This window comes from Mucilaginibacter sp. P4_C11, assembly GCF_056402115.1.
The window spans coordinates 190,700-216,655 of sequence record NZ_JBFUIA010000001.1 but is presented as its reverse complement, the minus strand read 5'-3'; the positions used below and the strand labels follow the sequence as shown (position 1 = coordinate 216,655).

Here is a 25,956-nt window from a genome sequence, read left to right as displayed (position 1 = left end):
TCTGTATTTAATAAAACCTGTAATTAATCGTTGTTTGCCCAGTTCAACCTATCGGCCTGGCTGTACTTCCAGGGGGCGCCGTTATTTTCTACATTGCTAAACATATTGTTCAGGCTTGCCGGCGCCTGTGATTCTTCCATTACTATGTAACGGCGCATTTCTGTGATAATTTCCAATGGATTGATATTTACCGGGCAGGCCTCGGCACAGGCATTGCAGGTAGTACATGCCCAAAGCTCTTCGCGGGTGATATAATTATCCAGCAGCGATTTACCATCGTCATGACCCTTGCCATGCTTGTCCAGGTTGTTGCCCACTTCGGTAAGCCTGTCGCGGGTATTCATCATAATTTTACGCGGAGATAATAGTTTGCCGGTAATATTTGCCGGGCATACTGATGTACACCTGCCGCACTCGGTACAGGTATAGGCCTCCATCAGGTTTTTCCAGGTAAGGTCGGTTACATCCTTTACACCAAAACGGGCAGGCTCGCCGGTATTTTCCGGAACGAACGAAGGATCGAGCATAGCCTTAACCTCGTTGGTAACCGACGCCATATTGGTAAACTTTCCTTTGGTGTTCAGGTTTGAGTAATACACATTGGGGAAAGCCAGCAGGATGTGAAAATGTTTGGAGTAGGGCAGGTAATTTAAAAATGCAAGGATACCTATGATGTGGAACCACCAGCAGCCTCTTTCCAGCATCACCAATGAAGCTGCGCTATCGGGCAATATCGGCGCTATAAGCGAGCTTACCGGGAAACTGCCGGCTGTTATATAATGCTCAAAATGCAATAACTGTAGTTTATAGTCGGCCGCGTTCATGGTTAAAAACGCGGTCATCAGCAATATTTCGATACAAAGGATATAGTTGGCATCTGATTTTGGCCATTGGGTCATCTCGGTGCCCGAAAAGCGCTTTAGGTGTACAATGTTACGCCGGCTCAGGAAAACAATACAGGCAACAAGTACCAACACCGCCAGCACCTCAAAACCGCCTATCAGCAGGTTATACAAGCCGCCCAGCGGGGTCGAAAAAATACGGTGCGAACCAAAAATGCCGTCTATCATAATCTCCAGCACTTCCAGGTTGATGATAACGAAGCCTACATAGATAAAAAAATGCATTATGGCCGCAACAGGGCGCTTAACCATTTTGGTTTGGCCAAGGGCTACTTTGGCCATTATTTCCCATCTCGTTGCCGGCTCGTCGCTGCGGTCAACATCCTTACCCAGTAATATATTGCGCCTTATTTTACCCGCGTTTTTGGCAAACAGGTAAATGGCAGCGCTTAAAATGACGATAAATATAGCTTGTGCAATCATTATGCGTGCATAGTATTTTTATTCAAAGTTAACGGAATTGTTGAAACGGCAAAAGGTTACTTAATTATTTAAGATTGGCATCAATTTTTGAATTTAAATCCATCACGGCCTGCTTTGCGCTTGCTATCCGGGTATTTATTGGCGCTGTGCTGCCCTCAACGTTAATATCTGTCATTTTGCTTAAAGCATCGGTATACCATTTTGCCCATACATCAATTTTATGTTTTTCGGCATCGGCCGGCAATCCGTCTTTAATGGCCTGCGCGCCCAAAGCATATTCGTCATTTAGCCTGTCGGCCGCGTTTTTTTGCAGCTCGTCAATCAGTGTTAACGTAGTTGGTTCATCTGCCGCGGTTAGTGCATAGGCTGTAGCCAACGCACTTACACCCACATTCTTCATTTCCTGTGCCGAAACCATATTTAACCTGTCGGCATCGGTATGGTAAAATACATCGGTAAAATGCCACATCAATAAACCGGGAATTTTGGCCTGCAAAAATGGGGTATGATCGCTGCCGCCTTCAAAAGGGTTGCTTTTTACTACCCAGCCATTATCGCGGCCCTGCTGCATGCAGCGGTTAAGCACCAGATCATTAAAATAATGCGGAAACATATCCGACTCTTTTAACTCACTGCCACCCCACTCAGTATGCTTATCTTTACCACGGGTCCAGATAGCCGATGGGTCGGGCATTTTTTCAATCAGGAAACTGCCGCCTGTTTTGCTTACATCTTCACCCACCATATCCAGGCTTAATCCCCATTTAATACCTTTGGCCCTCAGGGTATCTTCAGTAATATACCTGCCTGTTGATACAATTTCATCGCCCCATAAAAACGTGATGGTACGCTTAGGGCTGAATTTTTTCTGGTTGATGATTGTTGCGGTTACCCTTGCCATTTCGGCAAGCGTACCTACTCCGGTAGCGTTGTCATTGGCGCCCGGCTCCTGTACATGCGCGCTAAATACAAAACGTTCGTCGGGTTTGGCTGTGCCGCGGGCATTAGCCACAATGGTGAGCTCTTTTGACGGATATATTTTTGATTCCACCTCAACGTGAACCTTAACCGGCCCTTTTTGTAAAGCCGCTTTGAGCCTTTCTTTAGCAGCATACGAAAGCAGGATCCCAAATTTCTGGCTTAACGAATCCTGGTACCTGATACCGCCAAACTGGATAGAATTTACATTTTTTTCGGGCTGCGTGTAGGCTGGCATGCTATAACCCATTGCACCAAGCGCGCCGTTTTTAACAGCCGATGTATAAAACCTGCCCACATTAGTTTCGGCAAAAATAATTTTGCCTTTTAAATCCTTGCCGTCGAGGTTTTTCATGCCGGCTTCATCAACAAAAAGCACATCGGCGTCAACTCCTCCCGGCGGGGTACTTGCTGAATAAATAGCCAGCATGTTACGGTTGGTAGTAAAAGTAAGCAAGGGTTTTGCGTCGCCCTCAATGGTTACAACCGCGTTTACTGGTTCCCAGGTGGGGCGGTGCATTTCGCGGGTTTCAATGCGGTAGGTTAGCGGACCATCGGCCTCACCTTTTACCTCTTTTTTATATCCGGCCTGCTGTAGTGTTTTTTCAACTTCGTATATACTTTCGTTAAAGCCCGAATTACCGGGAATCCTCCAGCGTTTTTCAACAAACGCTACCGTTTTATAAGCATTGGCCTCAATAAATGTATTTCGCAAAAGGGGGTAATAACTATCAATAGCATTTGAACCTTGAGCGTTTGCCACCCCGGCAGATAGTGCAAGCAATGTTATTAATAACGGTTTAATCATAAGGGCAAGTTAGCGATTGCCGGGTATAAAGCAAAATAGGTGGAGGTTGCAATGTTTTTTGTAGAGACGCATCACATGCGTCTCCCGCATGCAATCGAATCTGCCTGACATGTTGGTTCACACGCACATTTGATTTGAACGCTGGTCACGACTCACCCCGGCTACGCTGCGCTGGCCGAATCTCTTTCCGGCTTGCGCCGCGAAGAGGGTTGAGGAAAGAAAAATATTTTTTTAGCCCCTCTATGCGACGCAGTCGGAGAGAGGGGCAGACGGGCGCAGCCTCGTCGGGGTGAGTCAACTCGCCGACATGCGATGTACATCATCTGGCCTTCAGAGTTCCCGATTTTACAACTCGCAAGGCGCTAAGAAACTAAGCGATTTGATTGTTTTTTGTGCTTTGCGCTTTAGCGCGAAAAAAGCAACCTCCCAATAAATCTCATCCCATGTCTTTTTACAGCGTTCATAAAGTGATGCAAATCAGATTTGTTAATGACTTGTATTATAAGTTACGCTTTTATTTAAGGTTATTTTTACTTAATAATTCAGGCGATATGAATAACATCCTCGTGCTTACCGATTTTTCTGAAAATGCAAACCACGCAGCCAAGGCAGCCCCGCTGCTTGCCGCGAAATTGCACAACGACATCATTATTTTTAATTCCTATTATAACCATCCGGTAATACCTGTTTATGCGGGTGGCCCTTTAGCTGTTGATGAACTTGTTTTTCGGAAAGGGGACAGCAACTCAGCGCTTCAGCAGTTGGCCAGGCAATTGAGCCATTTGAACAATGGCAATACTAACGACGAATTTAAACCCGAAATCCATTCGCAATGTGGCGAAGGCTCGCTTGGAAATAACCTGGCGGCAGTTATCAATGAAAAAAAAGTATCGTTTATAGTAATGGGCGGCAGTTTAAACAGCCCGCTTAATCATCTTTTTTTTGGTAGCGATACTATGGATGTGATTGACCATGCATCGTGCCCGGTTATAATTATTCCTCCAAAGGTTACGTTGGAAAAGCTGAAGAAAATCACTTTAGCAACTGCATTTGAACCGTTTGATAATTTTGCCGTCACCTACCTGGCCAATCTGAGCAACAAGCTGGGTTTTGAGCTGGAAATAGTACATATATCGGTGTTTGAAAAGTATGAGGATCCTGATAAAGAAAAAGCTTTGCTAAGGCATATCAAAAAGCTTGAAGATTCGGGTATAGTTTATAAACAGATACGCGGGAAAGATGTAATTGACAGGCTGAACCACCTTTGCAAAGAGAACGGATCGGATATGCTTGCGCTGGTTCATTATGAGCATGGCTTGCTTTCAAGTATTTTTAAGAAATCTACCACCGAGAAAGCGCTTGGTCACCATCATATCCCACTGATGGTTATTCCCGCAGGTATTCAATAATGTGATTTTTTTGACGATGGTTTTACTAATTACCGATTCAAAACCCCCAAATGACATTAAATAACCAGGATATAAAAGGACTGAGCAGTAAAGAAGTTATAGAGGCCAGGCAACGGTATGGCGTCAACAGCCTTACCTATAAAAAAGAAAACGGTTTTATTGATGTCCTAAAAAGTATTGCAAAAGAGCCAATGGTTATTTTACTATTGGTTACCGCGGCTATTTATTTTATCAGCGGGAAAAATGGCGACGGCTTTTTCCTGGCATCGGCCGTTATATTGGTATCGGGCATTTCGCTATACCAGGATTCGCGGAGCAGGAATGCCCTTGATAAGCTTAAAGATTACTCGCAGCCAACCTGCAAAGTGATAAGGGATGGTGTTATAGTAGAAATAAAAAGCGACGACCTGGTTATTGGCGATTGTTTGATTGTTGAAGAAGGTACTTCTGTATCGGCCGATGGCGTAATTATCCAATCGAATGATTTTTCGGTAAATGAAAGTATCGTTACCGGCGAATCGCTGCCGGTTTATAAAGATAAATCGTCAACAGATAATACAATTTTGCGAGGTACTACGGTGGCCGGCGGCTTGGCGATTGCCAAAGTAACGGCTATTGGCAATAAAACCCGGCTGGGCGCTATTGGCAAAAGCCTGGAAGCAATTAGCGAAGAAAAGACCCCGCTTGAACTGCAGATTAACAATTTTGTGAAAAAAATGGTGGTTGCTGGCGCCATTGTTTTTATTATAGTATGGGCTATTAACTACACGCATTCCCGCAACCTTACTGATAGCCTGATTAAGGCGCTTACCCTGGCTATGAGTATTTTGCCCGAGGAGATACCGGTCGCCTTTACCTCGTTTATGGCTTTAGGTGCCTGGCGCTTAATGAAAATGGGTATAGTAGTTAAGCAAATGAAAACGGTTGAAACCCTGGGCAGCGCATCTGTGATATGTACCGATAAAACCGGTACCATTACCGAAAATAAAATGAGCCTGGCTAAGGTTTTCGCACTCGAATCGGGCAAGGTTACGGATGCCGGTGGAACATACGATGAACCTGAACGGAAACTTATAAGGCTGGCGATGTGGGCCAGCGAGCCTATTCCTTTTGATCCTATGGAAATTGCTTTGCATGAGGCGTATGCAAAATTGGCTGTAACCGACGAAAGGCCCCGATATAAAATGGTTCACGAATACCCGCTGGGTGGTAAGCCGCCCATGATGACCCACTTGTTTGAAAACGACAATAAAGAACGGATTATAGCAGCCAAAGGGGCACCCGAGGCGATAATGAAGATAGCCGGACTGGCTGAAACCGAACTACGGCAATTGCAAACTACTATTGACGCACTTGCATCTGAAGGCTATCGTATTTTGGCTGTGGCAGAGGCCCACTTTGCCGGGAACAATTTTCCTGCTACACAACAGGAGTTTGAATTTGGGTTTAAAGGTTTGGTGGCTTTTTACGATCCGCCTAAAAAAAATATAAAAGCTGTACTTGAAACGTTTTATAAAGCAGGTATAACGGTGAAAATTGTAACCGGAGATAATGCCGCTACCACAGCCGCAATTGCCCGGCAAATTGATTTTAAAGGCGCCGATAAATGCATCAGCGGCGACGAGCTGATGGAACTGGATAGCAAGCAACTTGGGAAAAGTGTTGAAAAGCTAAACATTTTTACCCGTATGTATCCCGATGCAAAGCTCAGGATAATTAACGCATTAAAATCGAAACACGAGATAGTGGCCATGACCGGCGATGGCGTAAACGATGGCCCTGCACTTAAAGCCGCGCACATTGGCATAGCCATGGGTAAAAAAGGAACAGAGATTGCCAGGCAGGCCGCGTCGCTCGTATTGCTGGAAGACGATTTGTCAAAAATGACAGATGCAGTGGCCATGGGCCGCAGGATTTACACTAACCTGAAAAAGGCTATACAGTATATCATCTCCATCCACATACCCATCATACTAACGGTGTTTATCCCTCTGGCACTCGGCTGGGTATATCCCAACATATTTTCGCCGGTGCATATTATTTTTTTAGAATTGATTATGGGGCCTACCTGTTCTATCATCTATGAAAACGAACCCATGGAAAAAAATACCATGCTGCAAAAGCCCCGGCCATTTACTACTACTTTTTTTAACTGGAAGGAGTTAGCCACCAGCGTTGTGCAGGGGCTAATGATAACCGCCGGAACTTTAGTTACCTACCAATGGGCGATAAAAGCCGGGTTAAATGAGCCGCAAACCCGTGCCATGGTTTTTACCTGCCTTATAGCTGCCAATGTATTACTCACGCTGGTAAACCGCTCTTTTTACTATTCAGTTTTTACAACTTTAAAGTATAAAAACAATTTGGTGTTGCTGATAATCGGTATTACCATAGTTATTACTGGTTTATTGCTTTATGTAAAACCTTTATCCGTTTTCTTTGGATTTGCATCATTGAGTTTGTTTCAATTGACATTTGCTTTTGGTAGCGGATTTTTATCTGTTGCCTGGTATGAAATTGTTAAGTGGAGAAAGCGGAGGGCAAATCAATTAAGTTAAGATCCGCACCCAGGGTGAATAATGCGGAATAAGGAATTTATAGCATTTAAAAATAAAAGTGCCAAAATTTCGCCCTGTTTTTCAAAAAAACGGGTCCGCCGTTCTCGAAACGAAACTTGTGGCGTAAAAATACGTAAACTACGTGTAGTACTGCCATAAACCACAGTGCACAGACCTAATTATACAATTCGTGCTTAAAGCCAGCCAGATCATTCATTTATGGATTAGTGTTTTTTTATTTGCGGGCATGCCACTGGCTTGTTTTGCGCAAAACCAAAGCCTGAAGTTTGAGCATATCGGAACCCGGGACGGGCTATCGCAGATTGATGTAAGCAGTATTATCCAGGATAGCCGCGGGTTTATGTGGATTGGCACCGGCAATGGTCTTAACCGGTACGATGGGTATAAATTCACCAACTATCGGTTCGACCTGGCTAACATCAGTTCGTTAAGCAACAACGTTATCAGCGACCTGGCAGAAGATAAATCCGGAAATATTTGGATAGCCACCAAAGGTGGATTAAATAAGTTTGATAGGGCTTCCGGCCGCTTTATCAGGTACCTGCATAACGACCATGACCCCGCAAGCTTGGCTGTAGATGTGGTTAATCGGCTAAGTTTTGATAGTGCGGGCAATTTGTGGATAGCGACCCAAAACGGAGGGCTTGATTACCTCGATGTGCGTTCAAACAAATTCAGGCATTACACACATTCCGACGTGGATAGCAATAGCCTGAGCAATAATACCGTATACACAGTTTTTACCGACTCGCACCACAACCTGTGGGTGGGAACGGCCGGCGGGTTAAACCTTTACCAGCCGGCAAGTAATAACTTTTCGAGGTTTAAATATTCAGATAATGATGTAGGCGCATCAGGCGATCATATCTTTTGCATCTATGAAGATAGGGCCGGCAACCTGTACCTGGGCACTATATCACAGGGGGTTTTTGTATTTAATCCTGCAAAGCACACTTTAAGGCACATAAACAATAAAGATAGCCTGGGTAATACCAGTTCGGTAAACACAGTAAATAGCCTGGGCCAGGATGATGATGGCAATATTTGGATAGGGGCCGAACATGGCGGGCTAAATTTATTGGATGCTTCTGGCAATCTTTACAATTACCAGCATGACGATATTGACAATAACAGTATAAAAGGTATCACTATTAATGCCATCTATAAAGATAAAACCGGCAATATGTGGCTGGGCGCTTTTGGCGGCGGAATTAACCTTTATAAAAAGGCAACTTCCAGCTTTGCACTTTACCAGCACAATTCTTCACCATCAAGCCTCTCGAGCAATTTTGTACTTGACCTGTTTGAGGACCGGGATAAAAATATATGGGTAGGTACCGATGGCGGCGGGCTCGACCTGTTTAACCGGTCAACCGGGTCTTTCAGGCATTATAAACAACCGCCCGCCGGCAAAAACGGCATTGCCGGCAATTATGTGTTAACTACCACTCAACACCCCGATGGAAACCTATGGATTGGCACCTGGGGCGATGGGTTCAGTATATTTAATCCTAAAACGGGCGCATTTAAAAATTATAAGGCAAACCCCGTCAAACCGGATGGACCAGGCGGCAATAACATTTACGCTATACTGCATACCAAAGATCAAAACACCTGGCTGGGAACATTTAATGACGGGTTGGACTTTTATAATCATAAAACCGGCAAGTTTAAACATTTCAGGTACGATGCCCATAACCCGCAAAGCATCAGCAGCAACCGCATTTATGATTTGTGCGAAGACCGTGATGGCAACTTGTGGATTGGCACAAATGATAATGGGCTTGATATGTTAGATAGTAAAACAGGCGTTTTTACCCATTTTAGGCACCAGGACGGGCGGAACAGCCTGAGCAGTAATACGGTTACAGATATTTTTTTAGATAGCAAAGGTAAATTATGGCTTTGTACCATTAGCGGCCTTAATTTATTTGACCCGGTTACTAAGCATTTTACAGTTTTCACCAAAAAAGATGGCCTGGCCAGCGATATTATTTATGCGATAAAAGAGGATGGTGCCGGTAATTTTTGGGCCAGTACCAATAACGGCATATCGATGTACAACCCGGTTAAGCGGTTGTTTAAAAATTACACAACCGAAGATGGCTTACAGGGCGATGATTTTAAACCACATTCGGCTTTAAGGACAAGCAATGGGGCGATTTTTTTTGGAGGCATTAATGGCTTTAACGCTTTTTATCCGGCGCGGATACTCCGGCCGGCACCATTTTCGCCGGTGGTTATAACATCGTTTCTTGTTTTCAACAAACCTGTAAGTACCGTATTACTTGCGGATGATCCAAACGCGCTGAAGCAGGATATAACTGATACCAGGAGTATTATCCTATCCTACAGACAATCTGATATCTCGATGGAATATGCCGCCCTCGACTTTGCCTCTGCCGACAGGAAAAAATACGCCTTTATCCTGCAGAATTATGATACCCAGTGGAGTGAAGTTGGGAGCAGGAATACTGCCTCCTACACCAACCTGCCTGCCGGCGAATACTATTTTAAAATAAAGTACCAGAGTAGCGCCGGGCAATGGTCGCCGGTGACAACCGCACTTGAAATTACCATTGTACCTCCATTTTGGTTAACATGGTGGTTCAAATTGCTCGCCGTTATCGTTTTAGCGTCCGCTATATATGGGCTTTTCAGGTACCGGGTAAGGTTTATCAAACTGCGGCAGCTGGTATTGGAGCGGCAAGTACAGGAACGTACCGAGCTGCTGGCCAAAATGACAATTGATGAGCATAAAGCACGAATGGAGGCCGAGCAGGCCAACGCGGCCAAAAGCCTTTTTATGGCTACCATGAGCCACGAGATACGCACGCCGATGAACGGTGTAGTGGGCATGGCCATGCTTTTATCGGGCACGCAGCTTACCCCCGAGCAGGAAGAGTATACCGAAACCATTAAAAATTGCGGCGATGCGTTGTTATCTGTAATTAACGATATCCTGGATTTTTCGAAGATAGAATCGGGGAAAATGGAGCTGGATGAAAACGATTTCGACCTGCGGACCTGTATTGAGGGTACCCTCGATGTGTTTGCAGGTGGTGCGTTTAAACCCAACCTGGAGTTGCTTTACCAGATTGCACCCGATGTTCCGGTAGTTGTTTTTGGCGATGAGCTGCGCCTGAGGCAGGTACTGCTAAACCTGGTGAGTAATGCCGTTAAGTTTACTGTACGGGGCGAGATTGTTATTAATGTAAGTATGGTGCCCGGCCACAACCAGGATTTCGCTTTATCGTTTAGCGTCCGCGATACCGGTATAGGGATTCCGTCCGAAAAATTAGACAAACTTTTTCATGCTTTTTCACAGGTCGACTCGGGTACAACCCGCAAATACGGTGGGAGCGGGCTAGGCCTTACCATTAGCAAACGACTGATTGAACTGATGGGCGGTGATATTAAAGTTGAAAGCGAATTTGGGAAAGGTACTACTTTTTGTTTCCATATTAAATCGGCAAAGGGGCATGAAAGTGGTATAGCCGAGCATTTGGAAAGCCATGCCGGCTTGCAAGGAAAACATATATTGATTGTTGATGACAATGATGCAAGCCGCGGGGTATTGCAGGCGCAACTTGCACAATGGGAATTTGCTGCGACAGCGGTAGGGTCGGGGAGTGAGGCCCTGGAAATATTGGCTGTGAATGATAAGATTGACCTGGTATTGGCCGATTTTAATATGCCCGAAATGGATGGCTTCCAGATGACAAAACTTATACTGGCCAGCTACCCCGCTGTGCGCGTGATTTTGCTTGGACCAGCAAGCCATGAGCAGTACAAAAAAGAACCTGGTCTTTTTAACGCTGTAGTAGCCAAACCTGTTAAATATCATGTGCTTTATAGCACTATCATTAGCCAGTTAAAAAAGGTTGATGTGGCCCACGAACCCCATGTGCGCGGAAACCTGTTCACTGTAGAATTTGCCAGGCGATATCCGATAGATATCCTGATAGCAGAAGATAATTTGATTAACCAGAAGCTGGCCATGCGGGTACTCACAAAAATGGGTTATGCACCTGATGTGGCCCCGAATGGACTGGCAGCTTTGGATTCGCTTACCCGCAAAAATTATGGGCTGATTTTTATGGACGTTCAGATGCCGGAGATGGATGGGCTGGAGGCCACCAAACGAATCAGGCTGGACAATATTCATCAGCCTGTTATTGTGGCGATGACAGCCAATGCCATGCCCGAAGACCGTGGGGCATGCCTTGCCGCCGGCATGGATGATTATCTGAGCAAACCTATAAAAGTGGATGAGATACTATCGGCGATAGAGAAATGGTGGAAAAAAACGCGGGATTACTAAATACTGTTTCGGCAGAGCGAATTGTGCTATCAGGTTTAGTGTTAACCATGATAAAATATAAAATATTGATTATCAATAACTTGTAAATATTTTATCTGAAATATGTTAAGTTATGTTAACCCAATTAGATGCGTTTGCCCTGTTACGCCGCCGAGTACCTTAAATAGGTATCGTTTAAAGTTTGTTTACTAAAAGGTTTTGAAACAAAGGATTTTACGAAGGGATAATTCTTTGATCTTGAAAAGTCCCTGGGATCAATGGATGACGATACAATGTATACATCAACTGTTTTCTTAAAAAGGGGAATTAACTCCTTAAATTGAGCCAGGAATTCCCAGCCGTTAAAATCGGGCATATGAAGATCTAAAAATATTAAATCGGGAAGCTTGTTGTTAAAACCACTGTTTTCCCTAAGCGATTCAATTTGTAACCGGGCGTCCGAGCTATGTGTAACGTGTTGAAACAGGTTACCGGAGTCAATCATCCGCTGTAAAATCAGGTGTTCAATCGGGTTATCGTCAATTATCAAAAGCCGGCACATATCTCTTTATGTTTATAATGTATCTAATGCAAATTCGATGCCATGATTTACGCTGCGCTTGTCATTAGTCATTTCGCTTCGCTGTCATTGGTCATTGTCGCTTTTCGAAAAATAGTTTGAAATAATTAAAACAATAAAGTCTCTGGTCGATTCCTCACAACTCACAACTCACAACTCACAACTCACAACTCACAACTCACAACTCACCTTTCCACTTTAAATATTATTGTTGTAATTTCGGCGTTTCAGCATATTATATACAGCAGTGCTTAGCATCCTTAAAAAAGAAATAACATCATACCTCAGCTCGCTGGTGGCCTATGTTACCATTGGCGTTTTTTTACTGGTTTTGGGTTTGTTCCTTTGGGTATTTCCCGATTCCAGCATCCTGGATTACGGTTACGCCGGCCTCGACAGCCTTTTTAGCACTGCACCCTACCTGTTCATGTTCCTGATACCAGCCATCACCATGCGCTCCCTGGCCGAAGAACGTAAAGAAGGTACCTTCGAACTATTGTTTACCCGCCCGTTGAAAGACTGGGAAATTGTGCTGGGCAAATACTTTGCCTGCCTGCTCATTGTACTTTTTGCGCTGTTGCCTACGCTGATTTATTATTACTCGGTAAGTATATTGGGTACACCACAAGGCAACATTGATACTGGCGCCGTTATCGGTTCGTACATCGGGTTATTTTTATTAGGGGCAGCATTCGCAGCTATTGGTCTGTTTGCATCGTCCATCACCAAAAACCAGATCATTGCCTTTACTATTGCGGTTTTCCTGTGTTTCTTTTTTTACAGCGGGTTTGATTCCCTGAGCCAGATGCTTTCCCTGCAGGATCTGGGCCTGCAAAGCCTGGGCATTACCCAGCATTACCAGTCGGTAAGCCGTGGTGTGCTGGATACGCGCGATTTGATTTACTTTTTATTGGCAGCGAGTGCTTTTATATGGCTTACCTTATTTATACTGATAAAGCAGCGGCAAAAGCAGCTAAATACGGCGGTTATGGTTGGCTTGTTGTCGGCTTTTATATTGGTTGGTATTATTGCCCAATTCGCCTTTACCCGTTTTGATTTTACTACCGAAAAACGCTTTACCATATCGCCCATCAGCCGGAAAATTATAAACGACTTACCCAAACCGGTAAAAATTACGGTTTACCTGCAAGGCAGTGGCTTGCCTGCCGGCATGAAACGCCTGCAAGGCGCCGCCCGCGATATGATAACCGATTTAAAGGCTTATAGCCATGGCAACATCCAGTTTGAATTTGTCGACCTGTTATCAACCATAAAAAAGCTGCCTGATGATAGGCAAAAAGAGGCTTATGAGGATTTTGAATCCAAGGGCGTAACAGGTCAAAATATCAGCTTTAAAACCGACGACGGCGTATCGCAAAAATTAATATTCCCCGAAGCTGTTGTAAAGTCGGGCGACAAAGAAGTGGTGGTAAACCTGGTGCAAACGCGCATTGGCTCATCGGATGAGGAGCAGATCAATATCTCGGTTCAAAACCTGGAATATGCCTTTACATCGGCCATAAAAAAAGCGGTAAGCGGCGGCAAACCGCAGATTGGTTTTACCGAAGGCCATCATGAGCTTACCGATGTGCAGTTAAACGATGCCATGAAATCGCTGTCGGATGGTTTCGAAGTGGGCAGGTTAAACCTGGCTACCATTCCGTTTAAGGCGTTACAAAACATTAAACTATTGGTTATTCCAAAACCCGACCAGAAGTTTACCGAACTGGAAAAGTTTAAGTTGGACCAGTACATTATGCGCGGCGGCAAAGTGCTGTGGACTATTGACCAGGTAAGCGCCGAACTGGATAGCCTGCGCGGCCACGGCGGCGAACAAATGTCGTTCCCCAAACAGCTTAACCTTGATGATCAGCTGTTTCGGTACGGGGTGCGTATCAATTATGATTTGATTGCCGATATGAGCTGTTCGCCCATACCGGTAAGTACTGGCGAGGTTGGCGGTCAGGCCCAAATTCAGATGCTGCCATGGTTATATTACCCGCTGTTTATGCCGTATTCCAAACACCCGATAGTAAAAAACCTGGACGCCATACACAGCGAATTTGCCAGCACAATCGATCTGTTAAATACTAAAAACGTTAAAAAGACTATCCTGCTGGCATCGTCGCCTTACAATAAAAAGATAAGCGCACCGCATATTCTATCCTTACAGGCGTTGGAGCAGGAGCCAAACCCCAAAGATTTCCAGGGAACGCCCAAAACGGTTGCCGTATTGCTGGAAGGTAAGTTTGTATCCGACTGGCGTAACCGCCCGCTGCCTGATAGTATGGGCGAGGCTGTAACCATTATGCCCGAAAGTGTGCCCACCAAAATGGTGGTTATCAGCGATGGCGACATTTTAAAAAACCAGATTGGCCGGGATGGATCGCCATACCCGCTGGGGTACGATCATTATACCCAGCAAAGCTATGGCAATAAAAACCTGCTGCTTAACATTGCCGATTACATGACCGACGACTCGGGCCTTATTGCCCTGCGTACCAAAGAGATCAAGATCCGCCTGCTTAACCGCGCCCGCATCCGTAACGAAAAATTGTACTGGCAACTGGTAAATACCGTTGGCCCGCTTGCTTTAGTGTTAATATGTGCTATTTTTCAACATTATATCCGCAAGCGGAAGTATGCCCATTAAATTTTATATTTTTGATAGATTAATTAGACCCATATGAGATTTATTGTTTCTACCACAACTTTACTCAAACAACTACAGGCAGTAAGCGGTGCCCTAAGCAACAGCACTGTTTTGCCTATACTGGAAAACTTTTTGTTCGAGATAAAGGAAGGAAACTTAACCATTTCTGCAACTGACCTGCAAACCAGCATGACCACTTCCTTAACTGTTGAAGCTAAGGAAAACGGCCGCATAGCCATACCATCGCGTATTTTGTTAGAGACCCTTAAATCGTTACCAGAGCAACCGGTGGCATTTTCGGTTGATGACCAAACCTTTGCTATCGAGATAAACGCCGGTGATGGTAAATACAAACTAAGCGGCGAAAATGGTGAAGATTTCCCGAAGATTCCCGTTGTTGAAAATGCATCGTCAGTAAACCTTCCTGCATCTGTTTTGGCCGAGGCTATTAACAAAACCATCTTCGCGGTAAGTAATGACGAACTGCGCCCCGCTATGACGGGTGTTTACTGCCAGTTAAGCACACAACACCTTACTTTTGTAGCTACCGATGCCCACAAGCTGGTACGTTACCGCCGTAAAGATGCGAAAGCAGCAAGCACTACCGCGTTTATATTGCCTAAAAAAGCTTTAACCCTGCTTAAATCGGCTTTGCCTAATGACGATGTAAACGTATCTGTAGAGTATAACTCAACCAGCGCGTTTTTTAAATTTAACCATATTAACCTTGTTTGTAGGTTGATAGATGAGCGTTACCCTGATTACGAAGCGGTTATCCCACAAAACAATCCCAATAAATTAACTATCGACAGGCTTACCTTCCTGGGCTCGTTAAACCGTGTGGCTATTTACGCCAACAAAACAACCCACCAGGTTAGGCTTAAAATAAACGGCAGCGAGTTGAATATATCATCAGAAGATATTGACTTTGCAAATGAGGCCCACGAGCGCTTAAGCTGCCAGTACGAGGGCGACGACATGGAAATTGGTTTTAACGCAAGATTTTTAATAGAAATGTTGAAGAATTTAAGTTGCGAAGAAGTATCTTTGGAGATGTCAACTCCAAACCGTGCCGGCTTATTGCTGCCACAGGGTGGTGATGAAAATGAAGATGTGCTGATGCTGGTTATGCCGGTGATGCTCAATAGCTATGCTTAAGTGTAAACTTAAATTATAAATCCAAAACAAGAGTCCGGCTTTAAAAACCGGACTTTTTTGTTCGATGCAGATAACAAATGTTTCGGGAAGCAGTTATTAGTGTTGAGTTTATATTATGAGAGTTGAACTGTTTAAAATGATCCTTAAAATATCTTTTTTTAGAGACGCACTATTGTGTATCCAATCAGAATTGCTGACTCATGATGTGAGCCTGAACGCGGGAGATGCAAGCATGCGCCTGTACGAAACCTTGCCCTCCCCTGGTAATTCACTACTCACTACTCACCACTTTTAACCTCATATGAATACCAGGATAAAGGTTTTATTTTTTATTGCAGCAGCCGGTGCCTGCTGGGCATCCTGTAAAAAGAGTAACGATGCGCCTGCCAGTGCATCAACGGTAACCGCTCTTGTTGATGTAGTAAATGTATCAAACGCCAATGTTAATTTTTATATAAACGGTACGCGTTTTAACAATACATCAACCTTTTATCCGGGTGGTACATTGGGCTATGTTACTGTGCCTGCCGGTACTAAAAATTACTCATTTAAGGTTGACGGCGCTTCCACGCCATTTTACAATAAGCCTTTCCAGGCCGATTCGGCTGCAGGCTATACCATATACGTGGCAGCCCAAACCAGCGATGATGTGTTTAGCAGCCATGATACCTGGATACCTGATACAGGCACAAATTTAACCAAGTACGCGCAAATAAGGTACGTAAATGCTTCGGCAAGCACAGGAAATATGACCTTTGTTTTAAGAGGAGGAACTACCGATAGTGCGCAGTTTAGCAACGTTGCGTATAAAACTACAACAAATTTTATACGCATTACTAAAGGTGTGCATTATATTGGCATATACAGGGCGGCTTATCCAACTGTTCCTAAGGTCGATACAGTAACTTTATCGGCAGGTAATATATATACTTTTTATGGTTACGGTACCGCGTTGCCTGCGGGTAACCAGGGTGTACTTGCGGGCTTATTTAATAATGGCAGCGAATAATAAAATGAATAATAAAAATAAAAACGGCCTGTTCATATGGTTGCTTACCGGCATACCATTGGTGTTGCTGCTGTGCTTTGCAGCATCGTGCGGCAAATCAACTAATATAACAGGAACTAACACGAAGTTGCAGGTTGTTAACTTAAGCTCAGATGTGCAGCCTTTGAATTTGTACCAAAACTCGATTAAGCAAAGCACAACTACTTACACCTATCCAACAGGTTCGGGTTATTTTACGCTGTCTACCGTTACGCCGCCATTGCAATTTCGGCAGGCTACCGCTGCTGCTTTGAATATCCCGTTTGAAATAGATACTGTTTTAAGGAGTAATGTAAAATACACCATTTTTTTAACCGGCTACCTTACCGATGGTACCATAAAAAACGCCATCCTGTCGTTAGATACCGCAACGGTGCCGCCAATTGGCCGTGGCCTGGTAAGGTTTCTGCATGGCTCACCTTCATCGGCCAGCCTGGATTTAAGGGCAAACGATACCTTGCTTACGGCTAAAGCCGGTGTTGCGTTTAATACCCTAACCCCGTATGTTAAAGTGCCAACCGGTAATTACACCTTTACCATAAACGTGCACAGCACCCCAACAAAAACAGAATACAAACTCAGCAACGTTAGCATATTAGACGGACGCGCCTACACCATTTATACCCAGGGCATTGTAGGCCGAACAGATTCTGTTGCCTTTGGTGCCGCAGTATTAACCAATAATTTGTTGGAAAAAATAACGCAGTAGAGAGACATCAACGCCGAATAAAAAAACTTCGGCATTCTAAAATTATAGGAATCATCTATCAGGGTTTATTTAACAAGGCATTAATTACCGATGTTGCCCTCTTTTCAAAATCATCGTCATATCCCATAGTTACGCTTGCAATTTTACCTTCTTTGTCAATGAAATAAAAGGTAGGGGCGCCTGTTATATGATATAATTTGGCCACATCGCCGCCATCAGGATACATTTGATTTTTTATGAGTTGAGCTTTCTTAAATGCCATAACCAATTCTTTGTTGTCCCGGGTACTAATACTTAGTATTACCAGGTTTTTATCCTTATATTTTTTATGAATTCTATCCAACGGTGCCAATGTGTTCATACAAGGGACACAGCCAACAAAGAAAAAATCCATCAATACAATTTTACCTTTCATTTGTGATAATGACGTTTTCTTACCTCCGGTATCATATAAGGTCCAATCAGGTGCCATTGTACCTGTTGTCAGTAAAGAAGGTTGCTCCTGTGGCTCTTTAGTTTGATGGAACCCTTCGGGTATGGCAAAGGAAGCTGCATTGATATTATCCTGGTCAATCGTATAATTGAAGTAACTTTCTTCGGTATAATAATTGGTGACCTCTTTTCCAAAATCAGCAGTCCTTGACCTTGAAAATCTACCAACAGGCAAACCTGTTACCTTGTTGATGAACAGATGTATCCTTGCATACAAATGGTTGTTGTTAATGATGGTATCTTTGGTATTAAAAATTAAATGATAACTATTTATAGCGTTAAAAGTGGTATCTGCTGATTGTACAATTTTAGAAGGATTTTTCTTTGAAAACGTTTTCATCCAATTTAACTCACCAGGCAACGTCCTTTCAAAAGCCATGGCTTGTATTTTGTTTGAATTATAAGTACTGTCCCCAGGATTTAACGATATTAGGTTAGTTCCATTGTATACATCTGTTGCCTGGGGTTTCATATCCCCGTATGCATGTTTAAAAAAATAACCAAAATCTTTTTCTTCAGGAACCTTTAATAAAACATATTTGTCGTTTAATGTTAGGGTATCACTAAAAACTTCCTTCTGCTTATAAACATAGTTATAGCTAAAATTTTTATAAGTTCCCAGTTTATCAATGGTGTTTTGAAGCAATGAAACCTGTGCGTTTGCAGCTACTCCATGCAAAACCAATGCCATGCAAACAGATAGTTTAATGAGTTTTTTGATAAGGTAAGTCATTTAAACTTTTTAAATAAGGATAGTGTAACACAAGGTAATCTAAAATCTCTTTTTATAAAAAAACCTTAACTTTTTTTAACACTCCTGCTGACGTAGCTTATCAAGTATCAAACTTGCTTCGTTTTTCCGTTGTTGAATAGCGGCGTTGAAAAAATACCATGGTAAATTGTAATTGGTTTAAGCTATTCTTTTCGCAAAAGTGCTAGGTGGCCATTCATCCACTTGCCTTTCTGTGCGCCATTGAGTATTCACACGAAATAAATTTTATCCTGTTACCTGACAACAATCATTTGCTTTATCCGCAAAAGTTTAAAAGCGATTACATCCGGCTTTTCTGTTTATATTCCTATTTTTGGGCAAAATTTAAAAAAGTGGAAGTTATAAAAAGCATCATCGATTTTATATTGCATATAGATAAGCACCTGGTACAAATAACCAGCGCCTACCAGGGTTGGACATACCTGATCCTGTTTGCCATTATTTTTGCTGAAACCGGTTTTGTTGTTACCCCATTTTTGCCCGGCGATTCGCTGCTGTTTGCGGCAGGAGCCCTTATAGCCGGCGGCCAATCGGGCCTTGATATTTACCTGCTGGCCATTATATTGGTAATTGCGGCATTTGCAGGTAATACGGTAAACTACCTGCTGGGCAGTTACCTTGGCCCCAAAGTGTTTAAAGAACAAAATAAGATTCTGAAGCTGGATTATTACCTTAAAACCAAAGCGTTTTTTGATAAGCATGGCGGCAAAGCGGTAATCTTCAGTCGCTTCTTGCCCATCATCCGCACAGTGGCGCCGTTTGTAGCAGGCGTTGGCCATATGCCGTTTTTGCGTTACAGCCTATACAATATTGTGGGCGGGGCTGCCTGGGTGCTTAGCTTTTTAATGATAGGCTTCTTTTTTGGTAATATCCCGGTGATCAAAGAAAACTTTACCATTGTGGTAATGGTAATTATACTGGTATCGGTAGTGCCGCCTGTTTATGCGGCTATAAAGGCTAAAACAGCGAAGAATACAGCCGGGTAATAAAAACCCTGGCTTGTAGTGCTAAAAATTAAACATATAATGGCATTAGTTAGCCATTAGGCCGGTTATACCTTACGCTTTCCATGTTTAACTTAAGCCGGGATGCTGTGATAGTTTACTTCCTGGTATCAGGTAGCAGGGCTTGTGGCAACACCTTCGCCAAATAACATCCTGCTTTTTTTGCCCCGGCGTGCAAACCAAACGGTATAAGCAAGCGGAATGGAGCAATATAAAAAGCCAGAAACACCCGCCAGTACCGGGAAAACGACCCCGATTAGCATAACTACCACGCATATACACATGCATATAAAATTGATACCAGTAATGGTTTTGGTATCAAACAGCTCGCGCTCATTTAGGCCAATTTGGGCGGCGTTTTTAGCCGCGTGCCTATACATTAAATAAAACAGCAGGTATATTACGAAAAAACCCGCGCCGTAGATCAGCATGAGTGGCTGTGTCTGGCCGGTGCGCATCATCGGGAATTCGTGCCCGTTTTTGGTATACATCCCATCCGAAAACGAGAATAAAAGCATGGAAAGGAATTTTAACGGATAGGTGTATATCAGCACTACAAAAAGCAGTACAGCATTTACCATGATGGTATAAAAATCATTGAGTGCATACCTGCGGAAGTAGATGTTCTGGTTGTTCCAGATCTGGAAAAGCAGGGCGAAGCAAACGCCAAAACTAATGGTGCCCTTCATGGTCTCCATCAACTCATCAAATGATTTGGGCACCTCGATAGATACAATGATGAGTGTTAAGGCGAATGCGAAAACAGCATCGCTAAAGGTTTCAATACGCGATGGCTCATGACTGCGCCACTCAATGCTGTTTGCCTTTTTGTGAAGGTTAGCTGCTTTTTTCCTCATATTAGCTTTGTTTTTGTGCTAACAATTTCACGTATTTTTTTCACATAAGCAAATTACCGGGAGCACGTATCGTTGATAATGAAGGAATTGGGATAAAATACCTATCGGCAATCGTTAGTATTCCCAGCCACCGTATTTAATATTGGGAATCTGTTTTGTCTGTTTTTCTTATTTTTCGGTTTCGTTGTTTTTTTAACCATCTCCTAAACCCCGACTTTGGTTTTATACCATATTTTCGAGCAAATTTATGCTCAATTTGATAATACTGTAAAGCCATCTGCTTATTGCTGAAGTAATGGTGGTATTTAATGAATTAAATAAAACAGCCGCGGGGGCACTATAATAGCTTAGTTAATAGCATCAAGCATGGTTGTAGCCACCAGTTTACCATCCTTGCCATAAGTTTCAGATTTGGCAAAACGGCCCAGCTTTGGCGCAAACCATTCAATAACTTTTATTTGAAACGGGATTGATGCCCCCATCATGCTAATCCTGAAAATGATATCGTTGGTTATCTTAAAACAATCAAAGCTGCCGGCTTTGGTGGTTACCTTCTCCTGCTTTTCAACCTTGCGGTTATTGATATTTAATTGTACCTGGCCCATTTGCGTGCCGTTGTTGCCAATATTAATATTAAGGGCTCCGTCGTCAAGCTTTTGCCCGCTTTTCAGGTTGATGGGGTAGGTCAGGTATTTGGTATCGCCGGTCATTTCCATGTTACCCAATTGCCTTAATGAGGCCGCCGGGATAAATGTTTTCATATCAATTTTTATAGCTTGCCCAGTACATATAATTTCGGAATTTCCGCTGCCCATTGATTTGCCTGTTTTGTCAAACAGCTCTATCCTGGCATTTACGGTAGCCGCGTCTTTCCTGTTGGTATTGCACACCATCGATCCCATTGGCTTGCTATCGCCACCCTGGTTAACGTATGTAAATTTTTTGCCATTTACATTGCTGATGAAAGGGCTACAGTTTTGTGCCGATACATGGCAAACGAAAGATGTAATAAAAATTATAGCAGGAATTAATTTTTTCATTGAATTGATTTATTGAACATTAAAACTACAAAACCATTGTGATATTGTGGATACATTACTAACGGATCACTGTTGTCCGGTAAAAATAAAAAAGGAGAAAAAAAGGTCATTTGTGTTTAATTGAGGGATATTTAACGGCGACAATTAAAACAAAGCCCCCTTTTTAGGTTTTAAAAAGTGTTAGTTGGTAGCTTTTTACTTCGCTGTTATATCCTATAATTGCTTTTTCAGGATTTACGAGGAAGTTGATCAGATCGATATAAGTTCCAAGATGTTGCCTGATAAGACCGGCTACGTTAGCAAATGACCATTTATTCTCCTTTAGCTTATCGGCCTTGTCTTTTACTATTTTGACCAACAGATCTGCTATTAACGTGCACCAAAGCTGTATTTTAATTGCATTTTGATTGTCTCCCAGGAAGTTGCTGAGCTGAAAGTTTTGTTTGATGCGTTTGAACAGGATCTCGATCTGCCACCTTCTTTTATATATCCCCGCTATTGTTAAGGCATTAAGTTCTGTATTATTAGTAAGAAACTCAAATTCCTGACCTGTTTCTTTATCATAATAAGTAACCAGGCGGGCTGGTTGCAGGGGCACTTTATGGGCCTTTTCCGGGGTACCCAATAAAATGATCTTATCGCTGCGAACACCGTTAGCCGCCATCTTTTCACTTACCGGCTTCTCTTCCACACATTTCCATCTCGCCCGTTTATTTAAGCGTGTTACCCAGCTAATGCCCTTTTCTGTCCATTCAGCCATAGGTAAATAGCTGTTATAGCCTTTATCCATAACCAGGATCGAACCGTTAGGTAATTCCAGTTTGGGCATTACCGTTTTATCGTTAGTCGAGGCACTGGTAATGTTAACAAAACAAGGGACATTATCCTTAGCCCTGATCAAAACACCTTTCTTTTTTCCATTGCCATTCGCATTTCCGCAAGCTTTAAAAATCTCGGAAAACAAGGTTATTGTTGTTGAATCGACTATAAATAGCTTATCAGATAGTTTGCTGGCAGGCAGGCTGTCCGGTAAAACTCCAAAATGATGCCTGAACAGTTCATGGTACAGATCTTCAAAAAAATCAGCAGAACGCCGTTCATTAGCATCTGCGAGTGTACTCCTGCGGGGCGTATGAACTATTCCCAGGTGTTTTAACCGGTGAGCATTTACCTGGATACCTGTTATAAGTTCCCGAAGCGATGTACAACGGTGAAAACAGCAAAAAAGCATAGTTACCAGATGGTCATATGTCTTAAACTTCTTACAATAATGATTGGAATTGTGCGCAAGGGTTAACTGTTCGACTTTAGCGCCCGGGATATAAGAAAGTAGCTGATTGAAGATCGGCTGTCCGGTAAAAAATGTACTTTTGGGCATAAGTTCAAACTTTGGGTGTGGTAATTCAAAGTTAAACTTTACAGGGGCTATTTGTCCCTGTTTTTTTCTTTAATATGTTTACCGGACAACAGTGACTAACGGATATTTAAGCTACCTTTCGGAGGCTACTTTATACCCATATCTTTTTAACAAGTGAAATTGTCATTTAGATAGAGCTTGAGGGGGAAGAAGCGGGGTGCAAGATTTCTCCTCCCCCCCCTTGTGCACAAGCCCCTTCTGGTTCGCTCGAAATGACATTTGGTTTTATATTAATTGATAAGATCCAAAAGATATTGGTACTCTATAACTTCAAAGGAAAGACAGATTAGGTTGCCCCGCATCTACCCAGGCCGAGTACCAGAAACTGCCCACCGAAAGGATGGATGCCCGCATTTTTCGTTCGACCATACCTTTCAACGCTTTTTGATAGGCAAGGCCGTAGGCTTCCGAGTAATCTTTTACCTCTTTTTTGCCATGCAGCACCATGCTGTACTTTTTATCGGCAGGGAAGTTTTTGCTTAGTATCCTTTCGAAACGTAAAACCGTATCCACGCTTTTAAATGATGCCCTGCAAATCCGGAAGGCTTCGGCCAACGGGTTTTCTATGTAGCGGGCCTTGCCTACCTTTAAATTGTACTTATCGGCAAAAAGCTCGGGTATGCGGCTTTCCCATAGCGCATGGATGCCGGTTTGGTTGCTAAACTGCCCATTGTAGTTAATGGTAAGGTGCAAAGGCACATGAGCATCGGCAATATAGTGCCCAAGGTTGGCCGATGTATTCAGGATAGCCAGTGTGTCATGGGTTTTAAACGCCCTTACCAGTTTATAATACTGGTATTGGATGGTCCATGGAACGGTGCCGTATTTATCTAATGTATCGGCGGTGTATTTTGCGGCGGCATCCTTCCATTTTTGCGGCATAGCGGCCCATGGTTTTTTGCCGTAGTGGTCGGCATCAAAAAAATGGCGCGATGCTTCGGTCGAGTCCACATAACGCCGTTTGTCGGCGCTTACGGCGTGTTGTTCAATGTAATCGATATTGGCCTTGTAAAAGCCTGCCATGCCCTTCGGCAGCGTATAAACGGCCAGTTTGTTGATGCGGTAATGCGCAAAGAAGCCCCAGGAGGAGCAGAGCAATATTAACCCGATACCCGATAGGTTTAAAACGATGACGCGCTTCATAACAGGTCGTATTTTTCTCTTAGGCCGATACTTACTTTGTTGGCTTCGTTAATAATACTGTCGGGGAAACCAATTCCCTGTAAAACAGCTATTCCATTGCGGGTTTTCAGCAAACCCTCCTTCAGCTTGTAATCAAATACAAGGCGGTCATTGCCGCTAAGCTCTTCAAACGAAAATACTTTATACTCGGCACCCAACAGTTCGGCCAGTTCCAGGTCATGTGTCGATACGAATACAAAGCTTTTGTTTTCGATAAAATGGGAGAGTACTGCCTTTGCCGCGGCTATCCGTTCGATGGTGTTTGTTCCCCTGAAAATCTCGTCGATGATTACCAGGCTGTTTACCGGTTTGGCGGCTTCGGCCTCCATCACAATTTTTTTTACTGCCAGCGCCTCGGCCTGGAAATAGCTTTTTTGATCGCCCAGGTCATCGCTCATATTAATGCTGGTAAATATCTTTAATGGCGGCGCACTGTAAGCGTTGGCGAAACAGGTATTAATGGTTTGGGATAGCAGCACGTTTAAAGCGATAGCCCTGATGAAAGTAGTTTTGCCCGACATGTTGGAACCGGTTACCAAAATCCCCTGTTTATTATCAATGCTTATGGAGTTGGCCACACAGTTTTCAATTAAAGGGTGGTACAGGTTTTTTATGGTGATATTGTTGCCTGTTGCCTGGAAAATGGGTTTGCAGTAGTACCCTGCTCCATCCCTTACCGATTGTATGGAGATGGCTGTATCAACCTGGGCCACGGCCTCATACAGTATTTTAATATCATGCAGGTATTTGTTAACCCGGTTTAACGATATGATGAATACCAATGGTTCAATAACCAGGAACATCTTAAACCATTCGGTAATGAGATAGGAAATATCGGTAGGGTCAACAGCTGTTTTATTTTGCAGGTTGATAAAGCTTAGTGATCTTTTAAGCTTATCAACGTTGCTTAAACTATTATCGATGCGATCATCTTTTACAAACAAGCGGTGATTTAACATCCATTTACTTACGCGGTTGAGTGTCAGCAACTGTGGCAGCGAGTGCGTGAAGCTTAGCATTTTGCTTTTGTTACTGTAATGGATCACTACGTTGGCAATAAGCATCGCCAGCAGCAGGAGTAAGGAAAACTGGTCGGGCCTTATTGCTAATTTGGTTGTCAGAAATACGGTCATCAGCGGACTAACAACGATATAAAGCTTTGCCGCCGCCGAGAATATCGGCGCATGTGGCTTGTAGAATAGCTGCGGCAGGTAGCAGGCATCGTTGCTCCCCAGTTCTGATAGTTTAAGCTGGGTAAGTTCTCTTAGGTTTTGGTTGCTGTTAACCAGCTCAATGCTTTGCTCAAGCGATTTAAAATAGCGTTTATCAATTTGAGGCGAATGTAATATCTTATATAAATACTGTTGCCCCGGTTTGGAGCTGGTGTGGTCGATATAAGAGAATACATCATCAATGTCCAGGTCGGAGGCGGTCTCATGGGCAATATCACTGCCGCCTTCATTGGTATTTAAATATGCCGAAATAAGCTTAAAGTTGCGACCGGTGTATTTAGGTTTGCCCCATTGTTCCCTTATTTCGGCCAGTTTTTTCTTTTTCAGGTTTCGGCTTTTAAAATAGGCCAATACAAAAAACAATACAAGTAAAATTAATAACCCCGGTACCCAATAATGCATTTTTAAAA

Annotated in this window: 17 protein-coding genes; 8 read left to right on the top strand and 9 right to left on the bottom strand. The window is 43.3% G+C overall.

Annotated features, from left to right (window positions below):
* Positions 1–23: 23 nt before the first annotated feature.
* Both AC1DU2_RS00960 and AC1DU2_RS00955 read right to left on the bottom strand, forming a co-directional pair.
* Positions 24–1,325, bottom strand: coding sequence for a 4Fe-4S dicluster domain-containing protein (locus AC1DU2_RS00960; protein ID WP_477382373.1), 1,302 nt, complete (start codon positions 1,323–1,325; stop codon positions 24–26).
* 64 nt (positions 1,326–1,389) lie between these two features.
* Positions 1,390–3,111 (bottom strand): M28 family peptidase, encoded by a 1,722-nt coding sequence (locus AC1DU2_RS00955; RefSeq protein WP_477382372.1) that lies wholly within the window; start codon positions 3,109–3,111, stop codon positions 1,390–1,392.
* Between the two features lie 551 nt (positions 3,112–3,662).
* Here AC1DU2_RS00955 and AC1DU2_RS00950 point away from each other — a divergent pair.
* From AC1DU2_RS00950 to AC1DU2_RS00940, 3 genes are all read left to right on the top strand, one after another.
* The gene (locus AC1DU2_RS00950; protein ID WP_477382371.1) at positions 3,663–4,520 is read left to right on the top strand and encodes a universal stress protein; all 858 of its coding nucleotides are present in this window, start codon (positions 3,663–3,665) and stop codon (positions 4,518–4,520) included.
* A 50-nt stretch (positions 4,521–4,570) separates the two neighbouring features.
* Positions 4,571–7,078, top strand: a complete 2,508-nt coding sequence (locus AC1DU2_RS00945) for a cation-translocating P-type ATPase (protein ID WP_477382370.1) — start codon at positions 4,571–4,573, stop codon at positions 7,076–7,078.
* A 190-nt stretch (positions 7,079–7,268) separates the two neighbouring features.
* Complete coding sequence (locus AC1DU2_RS00940) at positions 7,269–11,423, top strand: hybrid sensor histidine kinase/response regulator (protein WP_477382369.1); 4,155 nt, start codon at positions 7,269–7,271, stop codon at positions 11,421–11,423.
* A gap of 142 nt (positions 11,424–11,565) precedes the next feature.
* On the opposite strand, the gene AC1DU2_RS00935 is transcribed toward AC1DU2_RS00940, so the two are convergent.
* A complete protein-coding gene (locus tag AC1DU2_RS00935; RefSeq protein ID WP_477382368.1) occupies positions 11,566–11,964 on the bottom strand; it encodes a response regulator in 399 nt (132 codons plus the stop codon).
* A gap of 265 nt (positions 11,965–12,229) precedes the next feature.
* Between AC1DU2_RS00935 and gldG the strand changes: the two genes are divergently transcribed.
* The 4 genes from gldG to AC1DU2_RS00915 all read left to right on the top strand — a co-directional run bounded on the left by gldG (position 12,230) and on the right by AC1DU2_RS00915 (position 17,550).
* Complete coding sequence (gene gldG / locus AC1DU2_RS00930) at positions 12,230–14,635, top strand: gliding motility-associated ABC transporter substrate-binding protein GldG (RefSeq protein WP_477382367.1); 2,406 nt, start codon at positions 12,230–12,232, stop codon at positions 14,633–14,635.
* A gap of 33 nt (positions 14,636–14,668) precedes the next feature.
* Positions 14,669–15,793 carry a DNA polymerase III subunit beta gene (gene dnaN, locus AC1DU2_RS00925; protein ID WP_147056306.1) on the top strand — a complete coding sequence of 375 codons (1,125 nt, stop codon included), beginning with the start codon at positions 14,669–14,671 and terminating at the stop codon, positions 15,791–15,793.
* A gap of 301 nt (positions 15,794–16,094) precedes the next feature.
* Entirely contained in the window at positions 16,095–16,802 is a 708-nt protein-coding gene (locus AC1DU2_RS00920) for a DUF4397 domain-containing protein (protein WP_477382366.1), read from the top strand.
* A gap of 4 nt (positions 16,803–16,806) precedes the next feature.
* Positions 16,807–17,550 carry a DUF4397 domain-containing protein gene (locus AC1DU2_RS00915; protein WP_477382365.1) on the top strand — a complete coding sequence of 248 codons (744 nt, stop codon included), beginning with the start codon at positions 16,807–16,809 and terminating at the stop codon, positions 17,548–17,550.
* A gap of 58 nt (positions 17,551–17,608) precedes the next feature.
* Here AC1DU2_RS00915 and AC1DU2_RS00910 read toward each other — a convergent pair whose 3' ends face one another.
* Positions 17,609–18,775, bottom strand: a complete 1,167-nt coding sequence (locus AC1DU2_RS00910; protein WP_477382364.1) for a TlpA family protein disulfide reductase — start codon at positions 18,773–18,775, stop codon at positions 17,609–17,611.
* A 371-nt stretch (positions 18,776–19,146) separates the two neighbouring features.
* On the opposite strand from AC1DU2_RS00910, the gene AC1DU2_RS00905 reads away from it, so the two are divergent.
* On the top strand, positions 19,147–19,800 hold the full coding sequence (locus tag AC1DU2_RS00905) for a DedA family protein (RefSeq protein WP_477364634.1): 654 nt from the start codon (positions 19,147–19,149) through the stop codon (positions 19,798–19,800).
* A gap of 128 nt (positions 19,801–19,928) precedes the next feature.
* On the opposite strand, the gene AC1DU2_RS00900 is transcribed toward AC1DU2_RS00905, so the two are convergent.
* From AC1DU2_RS00900 to AC1DU2_RS00880, 5 genes are all read right to left on the bottom strand, one after another.
* Positions 19,929–20,675 (bottom strand): TMEM175 family protein, encoded by a 747-nt coding sequence (locus AC1DU2_RS00900; protein ID WP_477382363.1) that lies wholly within the window; start codon positions 20,673–20,675, stop codon positions 19,929–19,931.
* Positions 20,676–21,022: 347 nt separating this feature from the next.
* Positions 21,023–21,715, bottom strand: coding sequence for a TapB family protein (locus AC1DU2_RS00895; protein ID WP_477382362.1), 693 nt, complete (start codon positions 21,713–21,715; stop codon positions 21,023–21,025).
* A gap of 163 nt (positions 21,716–21,878) precedes the next feature.
* A complete protein-coding gene (locus tag AC1DU2_RS00890; protein ID WP_477382361.1) occupies positions 21,879–23,093 on the bottom strand; it encodes an IS4 family transposase in 1,215 nt (404 codons plus the stop codon).
* A 309-nt stretch (positions 23,094–23,402) separates the two neighbouring features.
* Positions 23,403–24,275: a zinc dependent phospholipase C family protein gene (locus tag AC1DU2_RS00885; protein ID WP_477382359.1), complete on the bottom strand. Its 873-nt coding sequence runs from the start codon at positions 24,273–24,275 to the stop codon at positions 23,403–23,405.
* Positions 24,272–25,948 (bottom strand): MutS-related protein, encoded by a 1,677-nt coding sequence (locus tag AC1DU2_RS00880; protein WP_477382358.1) that lies wholly within the window; start codon positions 25,946–25,948, stop codon positions 24,272–24,274. Before AC1DU2_RS00880 ends, AC1DU2_RS00885 begins: the two co-directional genes overlap by 4 nt.
* Positions 25,949–25,956: the final 8 nt, after the last annotated feature.